The sequence below is a fragment of the Rhizobiales bacterium NRL2 genome, from assembly GCA_001664005.1.
In the GTDB taxonomy this organism is placed as follows: Bacteria; Pseudomonadota; Alphaproteobacteria; order Minwuiales; family Minwuiaceae; genus Minwuia.
Window position 1 is genome coordinate 1,822,323 of the sequence record CP016093.1, and the last position, 23,605, is coordinate 1,845,927.

At 62.0% G+C, this 23,605-nt stretch carries 19 protein-coding genes and 1 tRNA gene; 7 read left to right on the top strand and 13 right to left on the bottom strand.

Features of this window, described 5'->3' with window-relative positions:
• Positions 1-51: 51 nt before the first annotated feature.
• Positions 52-1,224 carry an acetyl-CoA acetyltransferase gene (locus TEF_08495; GenBank protein ANK80831.1) on the top strand — a complete coding sequence of 391 codons (1,173 nt, stop codon included), beginning with the start codon at positions 52-54 and terminating at the stop codon, positions 1,222-1,224.
• 79 nt (positions 1,225-1,303) lie between these two features.
• On the opposite strand, the gene TEF_08500 is transcribed toward TEF_08495, so the two are convergent.
• Both TEF_08500 and TEF_08505 read right to left on the bottom strand, forming a co-directional pair.
• Positions 1,304-2,191, bottom strand: a complete 888-nt coding sequence (locus TEF_08500) for a hypothetical protein (protein ID ANK83367.1) — start codon at positions 2,189-2,191, stop codon at positions 1,304-1,306.
• 57 nt (positions 2,192-2,248) lie between these two features.
• A complete protein-coding gene (locus TEF_08505; GenBank protein ANK80832.1) occupies positions 2,249-3,997 on the bottom strand; it encodes a hypothetical protein in 1,749 nt (582 codons plus the stop codon).
• Positions 3,998-4,186: 189 nt separating this feature from the next.
• Between TEF_08505 and TEF_08510 the strand changes: the two genes are divergently transcribed.
• Positions 4,187-4,263, top strand: a tRNA-Met gene (locus tag TEF_08510).
• A 197-nt stretch (positions 4,264-4,460) separates the two neighbouring features.
• On the opposite strand, the gene TEF_08515 is transcribed toward TEF_08510, so the two are convergent.
• The 3 genes from TEF_08515 to TEF_08525 all read right to left on the bottom strand — a co-directional run bounded on the left by TEF_08515 (position 4,461) and on the right by TEF_08525 (position 7,483).
• Positions 4,461-6,161, bottom strand: coding sequence for a hypothetical protein (locus tag TEF_08515; GenBank protein ID ANK83368.1), 1,701 nt, complete (start codon positions 6,159-6,161; stop codon positions 4,461-4,463).
• A gap of 97 nt (positions 6,162-6,258) precedes the next feature.
• Positions 6,259-6,513, bottom strand: a complete 255-nt coding sequence (locus TEF_08520) for a hypothetical protein (GenBank protein ANK80833.1) — start codon at positions 6,511-6,513, stop codon at positions 6,259-6,261.
• 430 nt (positions 6,514-6,943) lie between these two features.
• On the bottom strand, positions 6,944-7,483 hold the full coding sequence (locus tag TEF_08525) for a hypothetical protein (GenBank protein ID ANK80834.1): 540 nt from the start codon (positions 7,481-7,483) through the stop codon (positions 6,944-6,946).
• A 762-nt stretch (positions 7,484-8,245) separates the two neighbouring features.
• Between TEF_08525 and TEF_08530 the strand changes: the two genes are divergently transcribed.
• The 4 genes from TEF_08530 (at position 8,246) to TEF_08545 (ending at position 12,345) form a co-directional block, all read left to right on the top strand.
• A complete protein-coding gene (locus tag TEF_08530; protein ID ANK80835.1) occupies positions 8,246-8,539 on the top strand; it encodes an addiction module toxin RelE in 294 nt (97 codons plus the stop codon).
• Positions 8,539-9,756 (top strand): hypothetical protein, encoded by a 1,218-nt coding sequence (locus TEF_08535; protein ANK83369.1) that lies wholly within the window; start codon positions 8,539-8,541, stop codon positions 9,754-9,756. Before TEF_08530 ends, TEF_08535 begins: the two co-directional genes overlap by 1 nt.
• A gap of 177 nt (positions 9,757-9,933) precedes the next feature.
• Positions 9,934-10,380 carry a hypothetical protein gene (locus TEF_08540; protein ANK80836.1) on the top strand — a complete coding sequence of 149 codons (447 nt, stop codon included), beginning with the start codon at positions 9,934-9,936 and terminating at the stop codon, positions 10,378-10,380.
• Positions 10,381-11,025: 645 nt separating this feature from the next.
• Positions 11,026-12,345, top strand: coding sequence for a hypothetical protein (locus TEF_08545; GenBank protein ANK80837.1), 1,320 nt, complete (start codon positions 11,026-11,028; stop codon positions 12,343-12,345).
• A 1,620-nt stretch (positions 12,346-13,965) separates the two neighbouring features.
• Here TEF_08545 and TEF_08550 read toward each other — a convergent pair.
• The 3 genes from TEF_08550 to TEF_08560 form a co-directional block, all read right to left on the bottom strand.
• Complete coding sequence (locus TEF_08550; protein ID ANK80838.1) at positions 13,966-15,207, bottom strand: hypothetical protein; 1,242 nt, start codon at positions 15,205-15,207, stop codon at positions 13,966-13,968.
• Positions 15,208-15,429: 222 nt separating this feature from the next.
• Positions 15,430-15,654, bottom strand: a complete 225-nt coding sequence (locus tag TEF_08555; protein ID ANK80839.1) for a hypothetical protein — start codon at positions 15,652-15,654, stop codon at positions 15,430-15,432.
• Between the two features lie 237 nt (positions 15,655-15,891).
• Entirely contained in the window at positions 15,892-16,776 is an 885-nt protein-coding gene (locus TEF_08560; protein ID ANK83370.1) for a hypothetical protein, read from the bottom strand.
• Positions 16,777-17,262: 486 nt separating this feature from the next.
• Between TEF_08560 and TEF_08565 the strand changes: the two genes are divergently transcribed.
• Positions 17,263-18,369, top strand: a complete 1,107-nt coding sequence (locus TEF_08565) for a hypothetical protein (protein ID ANK80840.1) — start codon at positions 17,263-17,265, stop codon at positions 18,367-18,369.
• A 150-nt stretch (positions 18,370-18,519) separates the two neighbouring features.
• Here the strand turns inward: TEF_08565 and TEF_08570 are convergent, their stop codons facing one another.
• The 5 genes from TEF_08570 to TEF_08590 form a co-directional block, all read right to left on the bottom strand.
• Positions 18,520-19,611, bottom strand: a complete 1,092-nt coding sequence (locus tag TEF_08570; GenBank protein ID ANK80841.1) for an ABC transporter permease — start codon at positions 19,609-19,611, stop codon at positions 18,520-18,522.
• A gap of 10 nt (positions 19,612-19,621) precedes the next feature.
• The gene (locus tag TEF_08575; protein ANK80842.1) at positions 19,622-20,650 is read right to left on the bottom strand and encodes an ABC transporter permease; all 1,029 of its coding nucleotides are present in this window, start codon (positions 20,648-20,650) and stop codon (positions 19,622-19,624) included.
• Positions 20,651-20,655: 5 nt separating this feature from the next.
• Positions 20,656-21,381: an ABC transporter ATP-binding protein gene (locus TEF_08580; GenBank protein ID ANK80843.1), complete on the bottom strand. Its 726-nt coding sequence runs from the start codon at positions 21,379-21,381 to the stop codon at positions 20,656-20,658.
• A complete protein-coding gene (locus TEF_08585) occupies positions 21,374-22,150 on the bottom strand; it encodes an ABC transporter ATP-binding protein (GenBank protein ID ANK80844.1) in 777 nt (258 codons plus the stop codon). Before TEF_08585 ends, TEF_08580 begins: the two co-directional genes overlap by 8 nt.
• A gap of 81 nt (positions 22,151-22,231) precedes the next feature.
• Positions 22,232-23,413, bottom strand: a complete 1,182-nt coding sequence (locus tag TEF_08590; protein ANK80845.1) for an ABC transporter permease — start codon at positions 23,411-23,413, stop codon at positions 22,232-22,234.
• Positions 23,414-23,605: the final 192 nt, after the last annotated feature.

Sequence of the window (23,605 nt, forward strand, 5' to 3'; positions counted from 1 at the left end):
TGGTGTTTAAGTCGGGCCAGCAGACAGATGGAGCGGACAAGGAGAGAGACTATGGCTACCGCCTATATCGTAGACGCCGTTCGCACCGCCGGCGGCCGCCGCGGCGGCCGGCTGGCCGGCTGGCATCCCGCCGACATGGGCGGCGCCGTGCTTGACGCGCTGGTCGACCGCACCGGCATCGACCCGGCCGCGGTCGAGGACGTGATCATGGGCTGCGTCGGCCAGGCCGGCGAGCAGAGCTTCCACATCGGACGCAACTGCGTGCTGGCCTCCAAGCTGCCCGAGAGCGTGCCGGCGGTCTCGATCGACCGCCAGTGCGGCTCCTCGCAGCAGTCGCTGCACTTCGCCGCCCAGGCGGTGATGTCGGGGACCATGGACGTGGTCATCGCCGCGGGCGTCGAGAGCATGACCCGCGTGCCGATGGGCAGCCCGACGAAGCTGGCCATGGAAGCCGGTCTCGGCGGGCCGAAGAGCCCGAAGATGGAAGAGCGTTATCCGGGCATCAACTTCAGCCAGTTCATGGGCGCGGAGATGATGGCCGAGAAGTACCAGTTCACCCGCGAACAGCTCGACACCTTCGCGCTGGAGAGCCACAGGCGCGCCATGCGGGCCACCGATGCGGGCGACTTCCGCAACGAGATCGTGCCGCTGGAGATCGAGACCGAGGATGGCCGGGAGATCCACGACAGGGACGAGGGCATCCGCTACGACGCGTCGATGGAATCGATCGGCTCGGTCAAGCTGCTGAAGGAGGGCGGGCGCATCACCGCCGCCAACGCCAGCCAGATCTGCGACGGCTCCTCGGGTGCGCTGATCGTCTCGGAGGAGGCGCTGAAGCGCCATAACCTGACGCCGATCGCGCGCATCCACAACCTGACGGTCACCGGCGGCGATCCGGTCATCATGCTCGAAGAGCCGATCGGCGCGACGAAGCGCGCGCTGGAGCGGGCCGGCATGAAGATCGAGGACATCGATCTCTACGAGGTCAACGAGGCCTTCGCGCCGGTGCCCCTGGCCTGGATGAAGGTGATCGGCGCGGACCACGAGAAGCTGAACGTCAATGGCGGCGCCATCGCGCTGGGCCATCCGCTGGGCGCTTCCGGCACCAAGCTGATGGCGACGCTGCTCAACGCCATGAAGGGCCGCAAGGCGAAATACGGCCTGCAGACCATGTGCGAAGGCGGCGGCCTGGCGAACGTCACCATCGTCGAATCGCTGCAGTAGTCAGCAGTCCCCTTTGCGGGGGTCGGGGAAGGGCGGAGCCGTGAGGCTCTGCCCTTTTTTCGTAGGAGGTTCTCCGCTCTCAGCGGCCCCAGCGCGCTGCCTGTCCCCGGCCGTCGATATGGACGAACGGGCCATGCACGGCATTGGCGCGGTAGGCGCCGAGTCCGCCCCGGGGCAGTTCCGGCCGGTCGGAAAAGGCGCCGGCGGAGAAGTCGAAGAGCCAGTTGGCGTCCTGCTTCGTCACCCGTCCGTCGCCGGAGAGATCGTCCATCATGCCGTCCGTCGGATCGTGATCGATGTAGACGTCGGCGGCGTCGCCGTACATGTGGCGCGAGCGTTTGGCGCCGTTGATGGCCGTGTTGTAGAACGGCGTGCGGAAGCCCGACATGACGAACAGCGTTTCCGCCTCCGTTCTCCGGGTTTCATGCAAGCTGGCCAGCACCGTCTCCAGACGCGTGATCAGGTCCGGCGTCAGCAGCACGTATTTCGGCCAGTGGTCGGGCTGCTGCTTGCAGAGAAACTGTCCGATGGTGAAGTGCGGCGAGACCGGCATGTCCATGTCGCCAGGCCCGTGGAGCGCGATGAAGCCTTCCGGCCTGTTGGCCGGGAAACTGCCGATCCGGTAGCCGTTCAGCCGCCCCTTGCGAACCCTGTCTGCCGGCTCCAGGACGAAAAGCGTGATCTCGTGGGCCGTCCGGCCGTTCGGCTGCTCGATGACCACGGAGGCGACGCCGGCCTTCTGAGGTGCCATCCACCCGGTCACCCGGCCCTCCCGGGGAACGAAATGGCCGTCTATGCGCATGGCGAAGCCGGGCGGGAGGTGAAAGGACACTTCGTCGCCGGGCATCGTCGTCGCGAACCAGAGTTCGTGGGGCGGAATTTCGCCCTGAACCCGGACGGCCGTCCCGTCTTCGCCTTGCTTCCCGGATGACAGGAAGGGTGGCTGTTTCTGTGCGACTGCCGCTATGCCGCCCGCCAGAAGCAACACGGCCATTGTTGTTGTTATCAGCCTGAATTTCATGCGTTATCCGTTGTTCTGGAAGTCTCCGGGGGCTTCGGAGATATTGCGGGAATGGGGATCGTGGAGTGGCGCCATGCGCGTCGCCGCCCGGATTCCGTCCTGCCGGTCATAGATGTCGCGCCAGAAATGGGCCCGGCCCTGGTCGTCCACGGTCACGGTGATGTAGGTGATGTGCACCGGAACGGGCTCCTTGACCGGCATCCAGTCGTTCTCCCGGCTGGCCAGGTTCTCCTCGATCTCCTCATCGGAGAGCTGGGGGTCGATGCCGGCGATCCAGCGCGCCATGGCGACCGGCCGCTGCAGCCGCACGCAGCCCGAGCTGAAGGCGCGCTGCGCCTCCTCGAACAGGTGCTTGTCGGGCGTGTCGTGCATGTAGACCGAGTACTGGTTGGGAAAGATGATCTTCAGCCGGCCGAGGGCGTTGGCGTCGCCCGGTCCCTGGACGATCTTGTAGCGCTCGGCGGATTCCGGATCGTGCCAGTTCACGTTGTAGGGGCTGACCTGATCACCTGTTTCGCGGTCGAAGACCTTGTAGTTGCCGCGTCGGGCATAGCCCGGATCGCGCTGCAGATTGGGCAGCTTGTCCTTGCGGGCGATGCTCACGGGCACGTTCCATTCGGGATTGGTCACGACATATTCGACCTGGTCGCTGAACAGCGGCGTCCGGCGGTCCGGCCGCCCGACGATCGTCTTCATGCTTATTTCGCGGCGGCCGTCGTTCCACCCCTCGGCAGTGAAGGAGGGCACATTCACCCAGACGTGACGGCGGCCCATGTCGCCCTGCAGCCGCCAGCGGTGCATGGCGTCGGCAATGCGGTCGAGCTTGGATTCGACGCTTTCGTTCAGCGCCTCGAGCGTGTTCGGGCCCACCACGCCGTCCGGCTTCAGTCCGTGGCGGCGCTGGAACTCCTTCAGATCCGCCGCAAGTTGCCAGTCCAGCCGGTCCAGACGGCTCCCGGGCGTTTGGCCAACGGTATGGAAGCCTTCGGCCGCCAGACGTTCGCGCAGGGCCGGGATGCGCGGGTCGCGCTGGCCCCGGTAGACGAGTTCGCCCTGCGGGATGGCAGGCCAGCCGCCGTCCGCGGCGATTTCACGGTAGTGTTTCATCGCCTCTTTCAGCCGGTCGTACTGACTGTGCCCGGGGTCGATCTTGCCCAGGGCCGCATCGACGTCGCCGGCGCCTGCGCTGAGGATGAGTTCGGTCAGCAGGGCGCGGTTGGGTCCATGCCGGCGCGGCCGGACCGCCTCGCCCTCGTCGCTCAGGCCGCCGCTGACCAGCGAGGCCAGCCGCACGAATGCGGTGGTCAGTTCGACGTCGGCTTCTGCGGCCCGTTCCGGTTCGTCGCCGAAACGCGCGCGGATCATTCCGTCCAGCGCCTGCAGGGTGACTGCCTCCACGACCAGACCGCGATCGAAATTGCTGGCGACGGCGTCGTAGAAGTCGAAGGCGCCCTCGCGTGTCCAGATCGGTTCGAAGACATGCCGCGCATAGGCCTGACGAATGGCGATCATCGCACCATGGCCGACCTCGCCCTCCAGACGCGCTTCGACGCCTTCGGCAGTGACAAGATCCTCGATCAGTCTGCGGATCGGCTCGGAGGGCGGGGCGCCGAGCATCTTGTCTTCGACGGCCGGCGCGGCGGCGATCTCCATGCCGGGTGGCGGCTGGTGCTGGCCCTGTGCCTGGCCGGCGGCAAGCGTCGCTGCCGCCAGGACGAGCAGGCCGGCGGAGGCCAATGGCAGGGGCGTCATGCGCCCTCCGTCGCGCGGGGCGACTGTGTCGGATATCCGGTTCTTGTACATGGTCACTCGTTTTGTTTTTGTTGGTGACGTTGTTCCTCACGTGGGGGCGGTCACCGGCCGCGCCAATTGACGATCTGTCGCGCCGATTGACGGTCTGGAAGGCGCTGGTGTAACTGAACCGCTCGCACGTTCCCCAACGGGCCTGTAGCTCAACTGGTTAGAGCCGGCCGCTCATAACGGTCTGGTTGCAGGTTCGAGTCCTGCCGGGCCCACCATTTCTTCTCACACACCCGCGCGTCCAGACTGCATGGGTGCGTGGGCGCGGCAATTCCCGGCCTTTGCGGGCTCCTTTGGCTGATCGCAAGGGCGCCAGAGACGGTTCTCCGGGGCCGCAGAGCCACTAAAAGGTCACGGGTCTCTGCGGTCCGATTTGGGCGTCCAAACCATCATTTTTGGGCATTGGGGGAAGCTCTCAGGTCTCGAAGCCGAGAAGCTGCCGTTGCGCAGCCCAGTCGAGCGGTAGCCTGCTCATCCTCCTGAGCCGGTTGGCGGTCAGTGTCGGCGGATGAAGGCCATCCAGAATGGCATCGACAATGTCAGGCGCCAGGCAGGAGAGGGTGATCACGCGACTGATCTCGCTTTCCTCGACATGTTCGCGGGTGGCGATGTCTCGTATCGATACGGCCTCAGCTGTCCCGAGCACCCGGTTCCAGCGGTGGGCCCGGGCAACGAGTTCGATCAGCGCCGAGTCCGGGCACGCTTCCCGCTCGGGCGATGCATCAATCAATAGGCGCGCCCCGGACGACCGGCGACCCAGCCGGCCCTGAAGGCGGAGAAGAACTGTTCGGGATTGTGCCCCGTCAGCCTGATGGTCTGCCCATGCTTCGGTGGGTTGCGAGGGCGCTGCATTGCCGGCAGTCGAGGCAAGCTGGTCGCGGCAGAGTTCAATCTCGATGCCGTCATCCAGCAGGCGGATTCGTCTGACCAGCAACGCCAGCAGGTTCCGTGCAGGGGCGTCGTCCGGCCTGCTCAGGATTTCACGAACGCAGGTCGATCGATCGGCGATGAAGGCTGGCTCCAGGCCCAGCATGTCTTCTGGGTCAAGCAGCCGGGCGAGTTCGATGGGATCGCCCAGCGCCTTGGCCAGATTGCGGACGATCAGGGTATCGAACTGCCCGGCCGGAACCCGCCAGCCCCGTTCCTTGTCGCGGCCCGGAACCATCAGGTCTCGTGATGTGTAGTAGACGTAGGGTCTGCCCTTCTTGCTGGTTTTCGTGGCGTGAAGAGGACGACCGGCGCCATCGACCACGCGCTTCCTGAAGAGGTGGGTATCCGAAGAGGCAGATGACGTGATGTGGAAGCGGGCGCTGGCATCCAGCTTCTGCTGGACTGCCTCCCATGTGGCGAGATCGATGATCGGTTCGTGCTGGCCTTTGTATGTTGCGCCGCGGTGTTTCACCCGCCCGATGTAGACGGGATTACGCAGCAGCCAGTAGAGATGGCCGCGGCTGAAGCGGATCCCACCTGTCCTGTGGCCCGAGCGGTTGGTCCGGACGGAAGTGACGATGCCTTCGCGCTCGCAGGCGGCCTTGACCTCTCTCACCGAGCCAAGCCCGAGATAGAGTTCGAAGATGCGTCGGACCGTTGCCGCGGCGTCCGGGTCGATCACCAGCTTACGGTCCTCAACCCGGTAGCCGATGGGAACGGCCCCGCCCATCCACATGCCCTTCTTCTTGGAAGCAGCGATCTTGTCGCGGATGCGCTCGGCGGTGACCTCGCGTTCGAACTGCGCGAAGGAGAGGAGGACGTTCAGCGTCAGCCGTCCCATGGAGGTGGTGGTGTTGAACTGCTGGGTGACCGAGACGAAGGAGACGCCCTGGCCTTCGAACAGCTCGACGATCCTGGCAAAGTCAGCGAGCGAGCGGGTCAGCCGGTCGACCTTGTAGACCACCACCGTGTCGATGCGGCCGGCCCGGATGTCGTTTAGCAGCAGGGTCAAGGCAGGTCGTTCCATCGAGCCGCCGGAGAAGCCGCCATCATCGTAGCGGGCGGGCAGTTCCTTCCAGCCTTCGTGCTGCTGGCTACGGATATAGGCAGAACAGGCCTCGCGCTGTGCATCCAGCGAGTTGAAGGCCTGGTCGAGCCCCTCCTCGGTGGACTTGCGGGTGTAGATGGCACAGCGAACCGAACGACCGCCGACGGGGACATGCGCTGAGCCATGACCATGGTTCCGATCTGCAGCCGACCGATTGCCAGCCAGTCTGCTTGGTTCAGCCATCGCCGTGGTCCTCGCGCGCCATGGTGATGTCGGTCTGCCGACCGCCCTGTTGCCGGTTCTGACCATGCCTGCTCGGACCTGCGCCTGCTTTCGTCGCATTCAGACCGAAGAAGCGCGGGCCGGACCAGTGGGCGCCAGTGATCGTGCGGGCGATGGATGTCAGCGAAGTGAATTGCTGGCCCTCGTAGATAAAGCCGCCCTCGACCACCTCGACGACATGGCTGCGGCCCTGCCACTGCCGGATCAACCGGCTGCCGGGACGGAGGCGACGACGGCCAGAAGCTGCGCCCGCAGCGACCGGTGGAGCGTCATTCACTACTTCCTCGCCGCTCCCGTTCGACCGCGCCAGTGCATCGAGGCGGCGGCGGGTCGCTGCCGTCAGCCCGCCTGACGCTTCGGCCTGCAGCAGCCACGCAGCGTTGCATTCCAGCAGACGGCGGCTCAGTCCCTTTGGCGGCGGACGACGCCAGTGCCGCTGCCAGAGCACGGCAAGGTCATCGCGGGACAGGGCCCGGACGCAGGTCTCAACGTTGTCTGCAGACGACGGGGTGGATGGTGACGGCGTTGATCTCCTGCTCTGATCGCTTCGGCTCGATCTTGCGATCGTGTCGCGGGCGGCGACGTTGCCGTCGCCGCCCGCGCGGATGGTGTTGTCCCTTCGCATGATCGGAGTGCCGTCAGTAGGCCATCGCGTCCGCGTTGGCCGGCAGCGTAGCCCGGTAGACACTGACGCCGTTGCCTTCCTTGGTGCGGCTCACCTCGATGCCGCGCTTCCGGAATCCGGTCAGCACTGCCCGGACACTGTGCGGCTGCCAGCCGGTGAACTGCACCATCTCGTCGATATCGGCGCCTTCGTCGCGCTGCAGCAGATCGAGGAGCTGTGCCTGCCGCGTGCCGGACCGGAAAAGCGGCTTAGCCGCGTCGTGGTTGTCACCTGCATTCGGGTCCGCGGTCGCCGCCTGCGGTGCCGCGTTCTCGTCGTCCCGGTCGCCGGCCTCAGTTGCGGCCGTTCCCACCGCTGCACGGCCGGCCTCGGTGAGGATCCAGACGTCATCCGCCGAGTGCTCGGCCAGGCCGCGGCGCTCCAGGGCCTGCAGCGTGGCAGTGAGCGCGCCGCCCTTCAGCGGCATGTCTTGCGGGAGCGGCAGCACCGAGCCGTCGGCACGTTCCGCCGCATTGGCGAGGATGGCGGTCTGCTTGTCATTGAGCTTCGTCAAGGTCGGTCTCCCTGGTTTCGTTACGCGCCGGCCCGACGCCGGCGCTGTCACCAGGACAAGCCCGGACCGCGATGCGGAGGCCGGGCCGGGGCCGGCCGCGCACACCCAGGCACCGCCGATCCCGAGAGCATGCATGCTTCCTTGCGGCGAAAGGTCCAGCCGAATTCGAGGGTTACGTTCAAGTTGATAACGTTAGTGAATTGGAATTGTCGCTGGCCCAAGTACCCTAGTTGTATTGGAAACACGCGCGGCACAAGACACTCGGCACGTGTGACGAGTAGATGCGCATCCGATGGTGCTCACGCTAATTTTCGATCACCAATTTCATCGACGGATCAATGGGTTAAGCCCATTCGGGATATCCAGCGCTCCGACCTCTATAAGTGTGCGACTGTTGACTGGATCGCAACGAGGGCAAAATCATATCGACAAGGCCGCAAATAATGAGGTCGTCCAGATTCTAAAGGCGATTCCTGAAGTAATTAACGAGAGTTGCGAGACTCCGTGACCTGCCCCTTTGGAGCCTCAAGGTTAGTGAGATTCCACGGTTGGTGTGGTGCGGTCACATTCTATGGGCCGTCGGAGTGTGCCTGGGTGAGAGAGGCCTGCATCATTGCAGATTGTGAATGTAAACACTCGCTAACCGTGGGCTTCGATTGATCCTGAGTCTCGCTAGAGTAGTCTTTCTTGACCGATATATCATGATCCCTATAAGGGAGCAATTGACATTGGTCCCTTATAGGGTATATGGAGAGGCATGGAATGCGGATCATCGCTCGTCGGACACTTCGCGAATTTGGCGATGGGGCTCCGGATGCGAAGTCCGCGCTCGACGCTTGGTATCACGAAGCAAGAAAGGCCGATTGGAAAACGCCGAACGACGTCAAGGAACAATACCGCCACGCCAGCATCGTTGGAAAAAACCGTTTCGTTTTCAACATTGCGGGCAACAAGTACCGGCTCGTGGTTCGGATCGACTATAGCGCGGGCATCATCTTCGTCAGGTTTGTCGGCACCCATGCCGACTACGATAAGATCGATGTGGAGGAGATATGATGAGCACAGTTCGCCCTATTCGAGATGATGCCGATTACGACGCTGCACTTGCTCGTATCGATTGTCTTATGGACGCTACTGACGGCAGCCCGGAACGTGACGAGCTCGACGTGTTGACCACTCTGGTCGAGGTCTATGAAGACGAGCACTATCCGATCGATCTGCCGACACCCATTGAGGCAATACAGTTTAGGATGGAGCAGGCTAACCTCAGCCAAGCCGATCTTGTTCCTTATTTCGGCAGCCGCGCCAAGGTTTCGGAAGTGTTGTCCGGCAAGCGCACGCTGACTTTGAAAATGATCCGTGCACTGAATACACATCTCGGCATTCCCGCCGACGTGCTGATCGGCGACATGAGCGTTGCCGATTTCGACCGCGAGACAGACCATATCCGATGGGGGCGGTTTCCGATCCGGGAACTGATGAAGCGCCAGTGGCTGCCTTCCGTCCGCAACGCCACTGAGGCGGCTGAAGAGCTGATGAGCAGTCTGATCGAGCGGGCCGGCGGACGTGATGCTGTCCCACAGACATTTTATCGCAAGAATGATGTAGCGCGCCAAAACGCGCGCATGGATCCCTATGCGTTACAGGCGTGGTGTCTTCACGTCCTCGCGACCGTGCGCGAACGGACGCTGCATACGACCTATCGCGACGGCGCCATCGATCCGGAGTTTCTCCGTTTTCTCGCGACACTAAGCCGATTGCCTGACGGCCCGAAACGCGCGGTCGAAGCGCTCGAACAACAGGGCGTAGCTGTCGTCTATGCCAAGCACCTTCCGAAAACCCATCTGGATGGCGCCGCCATGCGCACAAAGGAGGGTGTGCCGGTGATCGGACTCACGCTCCGGTATGACCGTCTTGACAATTTCTGGTTCTGTCTCTTGCACGAGACCGTCCATGTGTGGCGGCATCTGAACGATGAAGGAGCCTTCTTCGTTGACGACCTCAAACTGGACGTTTCGGATCATTCAGAAGACTGGTCCTTTGAAGACGAGGCGGACACGCTCGCCCAGGAAGCGCTTATTCCGTCGGAAGATTGGGATGCAGCGGAGCTTCTGAAAGCGGCAACGCCCTCGCGTGTCATCGCCTTTGCGCAATCGGTGAACGTCCACCCGGCCATTGTGGCCGGGAGAGTGCGGCGTGAAACCGGAAACTACCGGCTGCTATCGCAATTCGTAGGTTCGAATGAGGTGCGCCCGCATTTTGAGGAGATTTAGTAAAGCAGTCGGAACCGGAAATCTCCGGCTCCGACTGCTAAGCAGATTACCCGATGGTGCAAGCGCCGCCCGGAGGGACGCCAGACGAGCAGATAACCCGCCCTGAACAAGCCTCTGTTATCTGCTTCGACCGCCACTGACAACACGACAATACCGGCGCGATAGGAGATTGGTCGAATGAGCCAGAATGATCAGCGCCGTGTCTTCGTGGCGCAAGCAGAAGGCAAGTCGCTACCGGAAATCGACATACTCAAGCTTCTTTCGTCGGCGGAGATCGACCTCGGTGCGGTAAAGTTTGTCGGCAGTGCAGGCGACCTTGAAAGTATGACCTCGAACGATGCTCTCGTGATAATCCTGCATGATGATGCGGGCGAGAGCGCGCTGCTAGATGCGGCGGCGTTCGCAGGCGCACAGAAAGGTGTCTGCAATATCGTCGGAATATGGGCGCCCGACCAGGCTCAGACCGGCATTCATCCCGCTGTGGCAAAATTCAGCACGGCACAAGTTCCGTGGGATGCAGAAAAGGTCAAAGGAGAGTTGGGCTCCGATTGCGAAAATGCCTTCCTGACGCCCGCAGGCGAAAATGCCGATCCGAATGAGGTTGAGCCGAATGAATGCGAATAACCGTCCGCGGCGCCTCTACCGATATGTCATCGACCATGACAAGGGATTTGCGCCGAACCCGTTTTTCAAGGTCTGCACGCTGGCATGCTGCAAGCCAAAAATCAGGCAGTATGCCGAGATTGGAGATGTCATCGTTGGGTACGGTCCCGCCAAACACGGCCTCAGCCGCCAAATCATATACTGGATGTTAGTCGATGAGATTTCAAATTTCGACGATTATTGGCACGATCCACGATTTCGCAGCAAACGCCCGAAAATGGGCGGTTCTCTCATGCTGAGCTATGGCGACAATATCTACCATCGCCATCAGGGCAGAGGCGATTGGATTCAGGAGCCATCATTTCATAGCGACCGAAACAGTCTCATTGGTGAGGGGAATCTGCGGCGCGACACAGCAACGACCGACAAGGTGCTGATCGGTCGGGATTATGCCTATTGGGGATCGAACGGGCCGCGGCCACCAGATGTCTACCGTCCATTCGTCAAAACTGGCCGCGGTCATGAATACACGGTTGAAGATGAGGCGTTGAAAAAGGCCTTTATTGAATGGCTTCGAGGCCTGCCTGATCGCGGTCTGATCCATGATCCAGCCGACTGGACACACGACAAGAAACTTCGCCGGATGATAGCCGCCGAGGTGCTCGCATGCTGATCGAACGGTACGCAGCTTTTGTTGCGCGCACGGATCAATTTTCCGCAGAATATGGTGCGGACGTCATAGACGCCGCAGATCCGCGCGAAATTGCGATTTTCGGCCTAGCCAGCGAGATCGGCTCCGTCATTTCCGCCATAAAAAAGGAGTGGCTGAGAGAAGGCGGTGCATTGTCTTCACCGCTCGCCAAGGCAGAGTTGGAAGAAGAACTCGGCGATGCAATGTGGTACGCCTTCGCTCTTGCGCGGATTGAGGAAGCGGGACACAACCCGAACATTCTGATCTCTGATATTGAACACTTGCAATCAGAAGTAACCGACCCGAGCAAGCGTGGCGATCAGATTCGCCAGGTCCTGCCCCCAGATGATCTAGAAGATTTTCTGAATGGCGCTGAGATGTTCAAGAGGAATTCGCGGCGGACCCTGTCCGACTACCAGTCGTTGGCGTACAAAACCGCGCGAACCGATAAACATGTCCTCTTGCAGGTCTGCGCTGCTGTACTGACACAATTGTCTGCGCAATTAATGCGTCATTTGTTCCCTGAAATCGAAACGAAACTGAATACGCAGTTGAAGGATCGCCCGATTGGTGTTGTTCTGGGAGAAATCGCTTGGCATCTGTGCGCAATCGCCTCGCTTTACGGCATCGATATGGATGAGGTCGGAGCGAAGAATGTGGAGAAGGCGAAGGCTAGGCAAAACCATGGCAAGCCAACACCGCTCCATGATGCGAGCGCTCCAGACGGTCAGAAGTTTCCGCGGAATTTTGAGGTTGAGTTTCGCTCGGCCGACTCTGAGACGGTTGAAATATATTGGGAAGGAGCGCGCCGCGGCGACCCGCTGCGAGATCAGTATTCGATCGAGGACGGATACCGGTTTCATGATGTTATCCATCTCGCAAATGTTGCGGTGCTGGGATGGTCGCCGGTCTTACGGGATCTTTTTAAGATCAAGCGCATAGGAAAGACCAAACTGGAGGAGGATGGCGGTCGGTCGGCGGTTGTGGAAGAACTCGTGATCAAGTTTATTCATTGGGAAGCTTCACGGCGCGCCAAAGAGCTGCACGGTGATTTGCGCGCATATGAGCGCCCACTTTTTCCAGACAACGAGGAAATCCCATTTTCGTTGCTCAAGGAGGTTCGCGAACTCACGTTCGGACACGAAGTCTACAAGAATAAATATTGGGAGTGGGAGCGCGCCATTCGTGAAGGGTATCGCGTTTTCGAATTACTCAAACAGCATCGAGGCGGCTTCGTCATTGTCGACCTTGAGAGACGCGGTCTCGACTTTAAGCCATCTTCAGATACCTCTTAGTGTGTCCCCAATTCTTCAACGATCCTTTGGTTCAGCCCCCAATTCGGCGGGTAGAATGGAGCGGGCAAACGTCCTGCGGGCCTGAACTTTTGTTTGATTCGTGATCGACCGGATAACCCTTTTATATCGGGGAAGATCACTCGGGCATATTTCGAGATCTCACAGAACAAGTTCTGGCAGTCAATGAGCTGCAGGGGACGACCCCACAGGTCAGAGAACTCGATTTCGAACATGTCAAAATAGCGACCTTGGTTTGCCGACATATGTTGGATGATTTCCTCTGCTGTGACACCTTTTGTCGAAACGAAGCACTTGGATACGCCGTCCAAAGCGCCAGGGCCGGCCTTAACAAATTCCATTTCGGAGAATGATGTCAGTGGCCCATAATTCAAATCCGTGGCGAATTGATAGGCAAGGAAAGGTCCAATAGACGGCGCTGCAACCATAAGCGCAAATGCATCTCCCATTGATCGGCATTTCCTGAGACGGGCCGGGTAATCCTCTGCAATCATCCATTCCAACAATCTCAAATGGTTCGCATGTTTGGTACGATGACCAAACACCGATCCAGCCGACGGCATGATGTAGGCGGCCGAATAGTTCCGTTCGCCTGCGGATTGACGTTTCGAAAGCAGGCCGTCGAAGGCTCGGAAACTATAGCTTTCCCACGAGATCTCGCCGAGTTCGTTTTGGAGTGTTTCCCAAGTTCCAATGCGGTTGAAGATTTTAAACAACAGTATACGAAAGAAACGATCTTCATCTGACCACTTACCCTCGTCGGTCCATATGACTCTATTGATGAGATATTGGCTCACACGGTCAGACGCTCTGTAGCTGTTGGTAAAACGGTACGAGGAGAGAACCAGGTCGTCGGAAACGCCCGGATCGTTCGCACCTTTCAGGCGCTGGAAAAAGACGCTTTGGCGTTTGGCTGCAAACCGCCAGTAGGCTTCAAAAACAGGTGTAGTTTCCAAGCTTACACCAGAAATTTTGATACTATTGAGCTTTTGTGAAACTCTGATTGCTGGTTGATTCAAGCAAACAACTTCAAACAGATCGTCTTGACCGTAGGCCAGTCCAGCCTCCCATTGTCTTTGTCGTTTTACAGCCATCATAGGCGTTCATCATAGCTGAAAAGCACAAACTAGGGGGCTGTCCCAGGCAATCCGGAATTTCTTTTTTGGGCGCCCCTAACAGGCGAATCGGCCAACCTAGGAGCAGATTAGCGATCAGGCTCATTTTACCAACGACCGCCGCATGACAGGGACTTAGAATATTTGGCGATAACCGATTGGCCGATTCCACCCGCGCCGTCTATTTCCGGCCCGAACATCTCCTCCAGAATATCCCGAACCATGGCTCGATGACCTCCACCTCTTCGGGATTCGCAGGGACCTTCTCCCTATCCTGCCCCCTCAAGGATAGTGAGATTCGCTGGTCGCGGATAGGGTTGCCACTGAAACGACTTTGACATGCGAACCCTAGCCGCGCCTGCTCATTTGGTTCCATAGAAGACGGAATGCGATTGGCTTCCTGAATGGAGGAGCCGCTTCAGGGAAGAGATCACAGCGAAGGCCGGTTATCTCCCGATTTCGGGATACTGCAAGCACGGGGCAGAGTTCAGCCGGACCGATCGCGCTTGTCCCTAGCTCTCGTCAGGGCGAGGGCGGACACGATCAGCGCCCCGACGAAGGTTGCGAACAGCCAGCGGTAGGCATCGAGCGGTGCCGTCGCAGGGTCCGCTGAGAACTGGCCGATCAGAAGGCCGCTGAACTGCTGGAAACAGGCAGCGCCCAGGAAGAATGCCAGGTTCATCAGACCAAGTGCACTGCCGCGCAACTCCGGCGGCGCGGAGCGGTTGACGAGGGCATAGGCGGGCATCCAGCAGCCGTTCATCAGGGCGAGATACAGGAACAGTGGAAACAGGGCGTCTACCGGCAACGCCGATGGCGCCATGGCCAGCCACAGCCATGGCAGGATGTGCAGGATGACACTGGCGAGCATCGTGCGCTTGTCGGAACGCAGCAGGCGGTCAGCGACATAACCCCAGGCCGGCAGCGCCACGAGCAGGCCGATCGACCAGGCCTGCAGCACGTCGGTCGCAGCCGGCGGGGACAGCGAATAGGCCGTGCCCAGAAATGGCAGTGTCCAGAGACCCTGCATGGCGCTGAGTATGCCGAGAGCGACGAAGGCGTGCGCCGCGCAGGGCCAGAGGTTGCGCAGGCGTGCCGCGCGCACGAGACCGCGGAAGGCCTCGCCCATGCTTAGCCCCGCGCGCCGGGCAGCCGGCCCCGGCAGGGTCAGAACGGCCGCCAGGGCGGTCAGCAGCAGCCAGCCGGCCACGATGACAAAGGCTGTGCGCCATCCGAACGCCTCCGCCAACGCAGCCAGCGGATGCGCCGCCAGCAATCCTCCGATCGGGCCGGTGGCGGCGAAGAGGCCAGCGATCGTGCCGAAATGCCGGTCGCCGAACCATCGGGCGAGCAGGCTGAAGGCGATCACCAGGACGATACCGACGCCTGCGCCGCCCAGCGCGCGGCCGATGAGAGCGAGCGGATAGCTCGGCGCAAGCGCAAACAGAAGGGTGCCCAGGCCTGCCACTGCGAGCCAGAAGGCGAAGGTGCGGCGCGGCCCCCAGAGATCGGACTGGACCCCGGCGAAGGGCTGCATCGCGGCATAGGGCCAGAAATAGGCGGCGGCGAGGGCGCCCAGAGCAGCCGGATCGGCGCCGAAGTCGGCCTGGAAGCCAGGCAGCACGACAGCCGTCCCGTAGCGCAGCAGCCAGGCCAGCAGCGAGCCCGACACGAGGATGACAATGCTCGCCACGATACGCCCGATGCCCGCACCGCTTCGCGCGGTCATGTAATCAACGCCGGCGCGGCCCGCAGGGCTGACGACATGATCCTCTCCTGATCTGCCTCAAGATCGAAACTGCGTTGGAACAATCATGAAACTTGAGGCCTGGCTATCCGGTTCTTGGCAGCGAGCCGGAATCAGGCACAGACCAAGATCAGTGGCACCGTCGACGCCATAGAGTTAGAGGCAATCGCGCCGACGATGCAGAACCGGCCAAATTGATGTGTATCAGTCGACCAGAATCTGCTCGATGATTTCAACAGCGCCATACAGCGCGACGGCCGTCGCCGCAGAGATGAAAAGCATCCAGAGGATGAGACCAACATTCGGTGCCTTCCTGAGGGTCTCAGGATGCCGTGTCAGATTTACGTACAAGATCGCTGCGACGACACCGGACAAAAACCAAGGATCAAGATCACCAAGCGCGATCCCTATGATCGCAATATGGGCCAATAAGAAAGCCCACTTTCTGATTAGCGGACGTGGTTGCATCCGGAATCCCTTGAATTACATTTTTGTACTGCCATAGATCGGCTATTTAAAAAAAGTATATACTTTTTCTGACGTGAAGGCCTGAAATTCTGCCACGGGAATGGGTAGATTCCGTCGGTCCGTCGGTCCGTCGGTCCGTCGGTCTGTTGGACTTCAACCCGTCTTTGGTCCGCCGGATCGTGGAGTTTTCCGGCTCTATCACGGTGACAGACTGGAGCTCGTTCCGGTCGGTCGCGCTTCAGCGTCCCGGTTCGGCTTCCGGCGCCGCTCGCGATAGGTGATGTAGAGTCCCGAGACGACCACCACGGCTGAGCCGACCCAGGTCCATAGGTCGGGAATTTCGGCAAAAATTAGGTAGCCGAACAGGCCGGCAACGACGAGCTGGATGTACGTGATCGGCGCCACAACCGACGCGAGGCTGTACTGGAAGGCCTTGACCACGAAGTACTGGCCGAAGCCGCCGAACACCCCGAGCAGGAAGTACAGGAACCAGTGCCAGGCCGAGACGGGCCAGACCCCCGGCTCGACCACGAAGAAGAGACCGGCGGCCACGGAGCCGACCAGCGCCGTGTAGGTGATCGTCGTCTCGGGAGTGTCGTCCGCGGCGATCTTCCGCGTGAGGATCTGGTAGACGGAGAACATGAACATGTTGGCGACGACCAGGAGCATCGCCCAGTGGAAGCCGGCGCCGCCGGGCTGGATGATGATCAGCGCTCCTGCGAAACCGACCGCGACCGCGGCCCAGCGCCTCGACCCGACCTTCTCGCTCAGAAAGGGTACGGAAAGCGCGGTGACCACGATCGGCGTCGTGAAGACGATTGCCATGGCCACCGCGAGTTCAAGGTAACGCAGCGCGTAGACGAAGAATGCCGTCGAGACGAACAGCAGCAGCGACCGCACCAGCTGGATGCCCGGTCGTTGGCTTCGGAACAGGCCGGTGCCGTGCCACGGCAGGAAGACGACGATCATGACCAGGAGATGACCGGCATAGCGGGCCCACACGATCTGGCCGCTGGGGTAGAAGTCGTTGAGGTACTTGACGCCGGCATTCATGGCCGGCAGGACCAAGCTGGCCAGGAGCATGAATGCAATGCCCACGAGATTCTCGCGCGGCGTCGGATCGGCCCGGAAATGATGCCTCGGGCGGGCGGCGCCCCTGGATCGCGGCATGCTCATGACTCACGAGCCGTGAACGGCACGGAAAATTCGGCTGAATAGCCCATCGTTTCTGGTCTCCCCGCTCATCGATAACGCGCAAGAAGGCCGCCAGGCCATGCCGAATATGCAGAGGCACCGGACATCCGGTTGTCAGGCAGGCCTTGGCTGAAGGCCCGGCCGATGCAATGTGCGCCAGGTTGGCTTTCCGACCGGCTCTCAGCGGCGCTTGAATGATCGTCGAACCTTTTCGACGACAGAAGGGCAGGCTCGTTCCGCCCGAATGTCACCGTCGTTTCCGGGCCTTCGCGGCCCGGGTTGGCCCGGATCCGGGCCATGACCAAAAGTTCCTTGCTCCGACCATCCCGACCGGCTGGGTCCCGCCACAATGGGTTCACGGCCTGAGCGAATGGAATGAAGATCGGATTTTCTGCCCATGCGGGCGCTGAGTTGGAGCCGGATGCAGTGCCGAATGTCCTGACGCTTGTGCCGCTATCCGATACCGACCGGCAACGGATCGAGGCCGTCGATCCGTCGGTCCGACTTGTTGACGCCGGCGGCTGGTTCGATGGCGAGTACCGCGAGACCTGGCCCCGATACGCGGTCGACCTCTATGTCGCGCCCGACAGTGCCGGCAAGGCCTCCCGCTCCGAACGCGATGCCCTGCTTGCCGAGGCCGGGATCGTTCTCGGCGGCTGGCCGTTCCCGCTCGATCTGCGCGCCCGGGCGCCGGGGCTCCGTTGGTTCCACCAGCGCCCGGCCGGGGCAAGCAACCTCCGGCTCGGCGATCTCTGGGGCAGTGACGTCATTGTCACGACTTCCCGCGGCCTGGCCAACGCGCTGCCGGCCGCGGAGTATGTCGTCGGCGGCATCCTGCACTTCGCCAGGGCCTTCGATCGGGCTGCGGCGGACCAGGCCAGCCGCCACGTCGACCGGCACGCCTATCGACCATGGCTGTTGGCGGGCAAGATTGTCTGCATTGTCGGCGCAGGCGGCATCGGCGCCGAAGCCGGCCGGCTGTGCGCCGCGCTCGGCATGCGCGTCGTGGGCACGCGGCGCCGTCCGCCCGAAGATGCCGATGACCGGCCGGAGGGCTTTGCCGAGATTGGCGGACCAAGGGACCTTCACAGGCTGCTGGAACAAAGCGATGTCGTGGCGATCTGCTGCCAGTGGACGCCCGAGACCACCCGCCTGGTCGATGCGGCAGCGCTGGCGGCGATGAAGCCAGGCGGGATCGTGATCAACATCGCCCGAGGGGAAATCGTCGACGAGGACGCGCTGGTTCAGGCGCTCGATGCCGGACAGCTCGGCGGGGCAGTGCTCGACGTCTATGTGGGCGAGTTCGAGCATCCGCCGCCCGAACGGCTCTGGGCCCATCCGCGCATCCTCATGACGCCGCATACCTCGACCGGCAGCGATGTGAACCGCCACCGGTCGATCGATCTCTTCTGCGAGAACCTTCGCGCATGGCTCGCGGGGCGCCCGCTTGCAAACGTCGTCGACTGGAGACGGGGCTATTGATCCGACATGGATTCCGGTCTAGCCGCCGCCGTATCAAGACTCGGCGGGAGAGGATCAGCCCGACCCGGAACAGCGCCAACTGTAGGTTAAATCCTCGTCAAACCTGTCCAACGGACAGGGTATATCTCACACAGTATCTGGATTGATCCACTAATTCGTCGAGTGAACTTCCTCACTGTCTCGCTTCAGGCGCAGGCGCAGTCTTCCGACGATGCCCATTGGAAAGAAATAGACGCTGAGGATAAACAGGACGCCGAGCCAGAGTAGCCAGCGGTCGGGCTGCAGTAGCCCGGGGAGGAACGGCAAATCGCTGGTCGCCTCGGCGGCGGCACCCATCAGGCCCTGTAGGTAGTTCCGGGCTAGAACGAGGATCGTCGCGCCCAAAACGGCTCCGTACATGGTCCCCATTCCGCCGATGACTACCATCAGCAGGATGTCGATCATGATGTCGAGCGAGAGTGTGGTCTGGGGGCCGGTATAGCGCAGCCACAACGCCATCAGGACGCCGGCAACGGCCGCCATCGCGGCGGAGAGGCAAGTGGCGATGGTGCGGTAGTGAACGGTGCGGTAGCCGACGGCTTCGGCACGGAAGGCGTTCTCGCGAATTGCCAGCAACACCCGCCCGAAGGGAGAGTTGACAACGCGGAGCATGAACAGGAAGGCGGCGAGCGAAACGGTCACGACGAGGTAGTAGGAAATCAGCTTGCCGTCGAGCCGGACACCAAAAAGGCGTCCTTCGGCCCATTTGAAGCCCGGCGTCAGCTCCCGTGGTACACTGTAGCTCAGCCCGTCTTCGCCACCGGTCAGTTGGTAGAGTTGCGAAACCAGGATCGCAAAGGCGCTGGCGACGGCGAGTGTCACCATGGCGAAGAAGATCGCCTTCACCCGGAGCGAGAAGAGCCCGATGACGAAGGCGAGAACCACGGCGAGCAGGATCCCACCGGCGGCGCCGAGTGCCACGGCGCCCCAGATTGGACCCGAATTGGTCAGCGACAGGGCAACGCCATAGGCGCCAATGCCGAAGAACATGGTATGTGCGAACGAGACAATGCCGGTATAGCCCAGCAGCAGGTCGTAGCTGCCAACCAGCACGATGAAAATGGCAATTCGTGCGGCGGTGTCGAGCGAGCGCGTGCCGGGAAACAGAAACGGCGCCAGGACGAGGCCGATGAGGATCGCCAGAAGGACCACGGTGAGCGCGCGGCTGCGGGGCAGGTCGCCGGAAAGGAGTCGTGTCAGCATCGGGCGTTCCTCACTGGCTGCCGGCGACGGGATAGAGACCTTGGGGCCGCCACATCAGAATCAGCACCATCAGCAGGATGTTGGAACCGAGCGCAACCGTGGGCGCCAGGTAGCCGGTGTAGTTGGCAATCAGGCCGACAAGAAGAGCGCCGATGAAGCAGCCCTCGACCGAGCCCAGCCCGCCGATGATCACGACGATGAAGACGAGAATCATGTTGTCCATGCCCATGCGGGCAAATACCAGCTGGTCGTATAGCCCCCACATCACGCCACCGAGGCCAGCGAGTGCCGAGCCGGCGACGAAGACGGCGACGAACACCAGAGTGACGCGGTAACCCAGCGCCTCGACCATCTCGCGGTTTTCGACCCCGGCGCGGATGATCAGGCCGATCTTGGTGCGCTTCAGCACCGCGCGCAGGCCGAGAAAGATGCCGATCCCCAGGAGCGCGGCGAACAGTCGGTACTTTTCGAAGCCGAACTCGCCCATGGTGAAGGAACCGCGGAGGGTCGCCGGTTGCTCGATCGGAATCTCGTTCGGGCCCCAGACCACGTGGATGAGCTGCTCGACTACGATCAGTCCGCCCATGGTGATGAGGATCTGCTTAAGGTGATGGCCGTAGACGGGCATGACGATCACACGCTCGAAGACCCATCCCAGCGCGCCAGTTACCAGCGCTGCCGCAGTGATCGCGGCGGCCATGGCGACCAGGTTCAGCGTCACCGAGTCGGCGGCTAGATATTCGGGGAAAACGCCGCGCAATACCGTTACGCCGACGAAGGCCCCCAGGGCGATGAAGGCCCCGTGGCCGAAGTTCAGCACGTCCATCAGGCCGAAGACCAGCGTCAGGCCGGAGGCCATGACGAAGATCATCATACCCATGGCGAGGCCCGCCAGGGTCAGCGTCAGCCAAGTCGGCAGGGAGCCGATGGCCAGCAGCGCGGCCAGGGCGAGGATGATTGGCGCCAGCACCGGCAAAGCCTCGCCGGTCAGGCGGTCCATCAGCGGCGCGCGCGGCGCCGAATCGTCGTTGCGGTTCATCACACTCACAGGGAGCCCTCCAACGAAAGGCCCAGCAGCCGCCCCTGCAACTCCGGATCGGCGGCCAGTTCGGCCATTGCGCCGGCGTGGACGATATGACCGTCATCCATTACTGCGACGCTGTCGCCGACGCGTTCGGCCATGTGAAAGCTCTGCTCGACCATGAGGACCGTGGTTTCCTGCTTCAGCTCGCTGAAGGCGTCGATCAGCGCGCCGACGATGGCGGGGGCGAGACCCTTGGTGGGTTCGTCGACCAGCAATAGCCGGCAGGGCTCGATCACCGCGCGCGCGACCGCCAGCATCTGCTTCTGACCGCCTGAGAGATTGCCGGCCGGCCAGTCCCAGAACTTCTTCAGGGCTGGAAACACTCCCCAGATCCAGTCCAGGCGGTCGGAGTCCATGGGGCCGGAGCGGGCGGCGAGGCTCATGTTCTCGCGTACGGTCAGCCCGGCGAAGATGCCCATGTTCTCCGGCACGTAGGCGATGCCCAGCCGCGCGATCGCCGGTGTCGGAATCGCCTGAATCGGCTGGCCGTCAAAGATCACCTCACCGGCGGAGGCGCGCCAGAGGCCCATGATCGTGCGCATGGTCGTGGTCTTTCCGGCGCCGTTGCGGCCCAGCAGCATCGAAACGCCGCCCCGGGGAACCTGAAAATCCACGCCCTGCAGGATGTGGTAGTGGCCGATATGGGTGTGGACGCCGGAGAGACGGAGGATGGGATCGTCAGACACGATCGGCCACCCCCGTGCCCAAATAGGCCTCTTGCACGATCGGCGAATTCATCACCTCGGCGGGATCGCCGTCGGCGACCAGGTAGCCGTGATGCAGCACGACGATACGGTCGGCCAGGGTGCGGATCACGTCCATCTTGTGCTCCACCAGAAGAATGGTGCGGTTGGCGTCGGCCTTCATCTGCTGGATCAGATTCAGAATGACCGGCACCTCATCCATGCTCATGCCCGCTGTCGGTTCGTCGAACATCAGCACTTGACGGTCCAGCGCGATCAAGATGGCGACCTCCAGCTTGCGCTGATCGCCGTGGGGTAGGGAAGCGGCGGCAGCGTCAGCGCGCGCCAGCAGGCCAACGCGATCGAGCACAGCCTCGGCTTCCTCGATCAGGCCCGTGTTGCGGGACGCCATGGACAGCAGGTCGAAGCCCAGCCCCTTGCGCGCCTGCACCGCCAGCCGCACGTTCTCCCTCACAGTCAGGTTCGGGAACAGGTTGGTGAGCTGGAAGGCCCGGCCCATGCCGCGGCGGGTCCGTGCGGGCGCCGAGAGGCGGGTGACATCCTCGCCGTTCAGCAGCACCTGTCCGGTATGGGCCGGTAGCTGCCCGGACATGAGGTTGAAATAGGTCGTCTTGCCGGCCCCGTTGGGTCCGACGATCGCGGTCAGTGTGCCGCGGCCGAAGGCACAGCTCACGTTGTTGACCGCGATATGGCCACCGAAGCGGATCGTCAGGCCGCGGGTTTCCACGACCGGCTGCTGGTCATTCGCCATGGCTCGGCGTCTCTCCCCTCGCGGGCCAAGGACCGCCCCGGGCGTAGATTTACCCGGGGCGGCCGGTCCTCCGGCGTGATCCTAGTTCCGGACCGGGACATCCATCTCGTCGATCTCGATGACGTCGACGAGCTTAGGCACGGCCCACTCGACGCCCTCTTCGATCGCGATCTTGAAGTGATACATTTCCTGCAATGCCTGATGATCCTCGGCGCGGAAGATCATCTTGCCCTTGGGCGTCTGGAACTCCATACCTTCCATGGCATTGATCAGCGCCTCGGTCTCGGTCGAGCCGGCCTTGCGGATCGCCTCGACGATGGCGATGCCAGCCGCCATGCCGCCGGCTGTGAAGAAGTCCGGCGGGCTGTCGAACCGCTCCTGGTGGGTCTTCACCAGCCAGTCGTTAACCGGGTTCTGCGGGATCTCGTAGTAGTAGTAGGCGGCGCCTTCCATGCCGGGCGCGACTTTGTAGGCCACCAGGGCGGGCAGGATATTGCCGCCGGTCGCCAGTTCGATGCCGAAGCGGCTCGGTTCCATCGCTGCCAGCTTGCCCAGCGGGTTGCCCTTCCCGGCCCAGATCATCCAGATGATCTTGCGGCCTTCCTCGTCCTTCAGCGCGTCGAAGATGCGCTGTGCATGAGAGGTGAAGTCCGTGGTGTCCTGGGGCGCGTACTCCTCATGCACCAGCTCGGCCCCGGAACCCGCCAGCGCTTCCTTGAAGGCGGCGACGCCGTCGCGGCCGAAGGCGTAGTCCTGCGCGAGGGTGGCGATCTTCACGCCCGGCTTGCCGATGGCGACCGCATTGGCGATGGCGTCCTGCGAGGAATTGCGGCCAGTCCGGAAGATGTAGCGGTTCCAGGCGCTGCCGGTGATGCTGTCGGCCACCGCCGGCTCGACCAGCAAGATCTTCTGGTACTCCTGCGCGACCGGCAGCATGGCCAGCGCCACACCCGAACTCACGGGGCCGATGGCTATGTCAGCCTCGTCGTCGCCATAGGCTTCGGCTAGCAGTGCGCGGCCCTGGTCCGGCTTCAGCTGGGTGTCCTTCTCTATCACCTCGATCTTCTGGCCCAGGACCTCCATGGTCCCCTCGGTGGCGTACTCGAGGCCCAGCATCAGTCCCCGGTGCGACTGCTGGGCGTAGGCTTCAAGCGGGCCGGTCTTGCCGTAGATGTGGGCGATCTTGACGGTGTCGTCGGCCAGCGACATGCCGGCCCCAACCATTGTGGCGGCCATCGCGGCGGCGCCGAGCAAGCGTCTCATTGGGTTTCCTCCACTTATCTCCCTTGGCCGCACGCGCATGGCGTGAGGCTGGACACCAGTTGGCAAGCCGCGTGCCATAGCATTGATGCCAATCTTTTCAATGACTTGGACCGTCACTGCCCCGATAAGTCGACAGGGCTGATGTCCGTTCTGCCGGACGGCCGCAAGAAAAGCGGATAAATCACTTAGTGA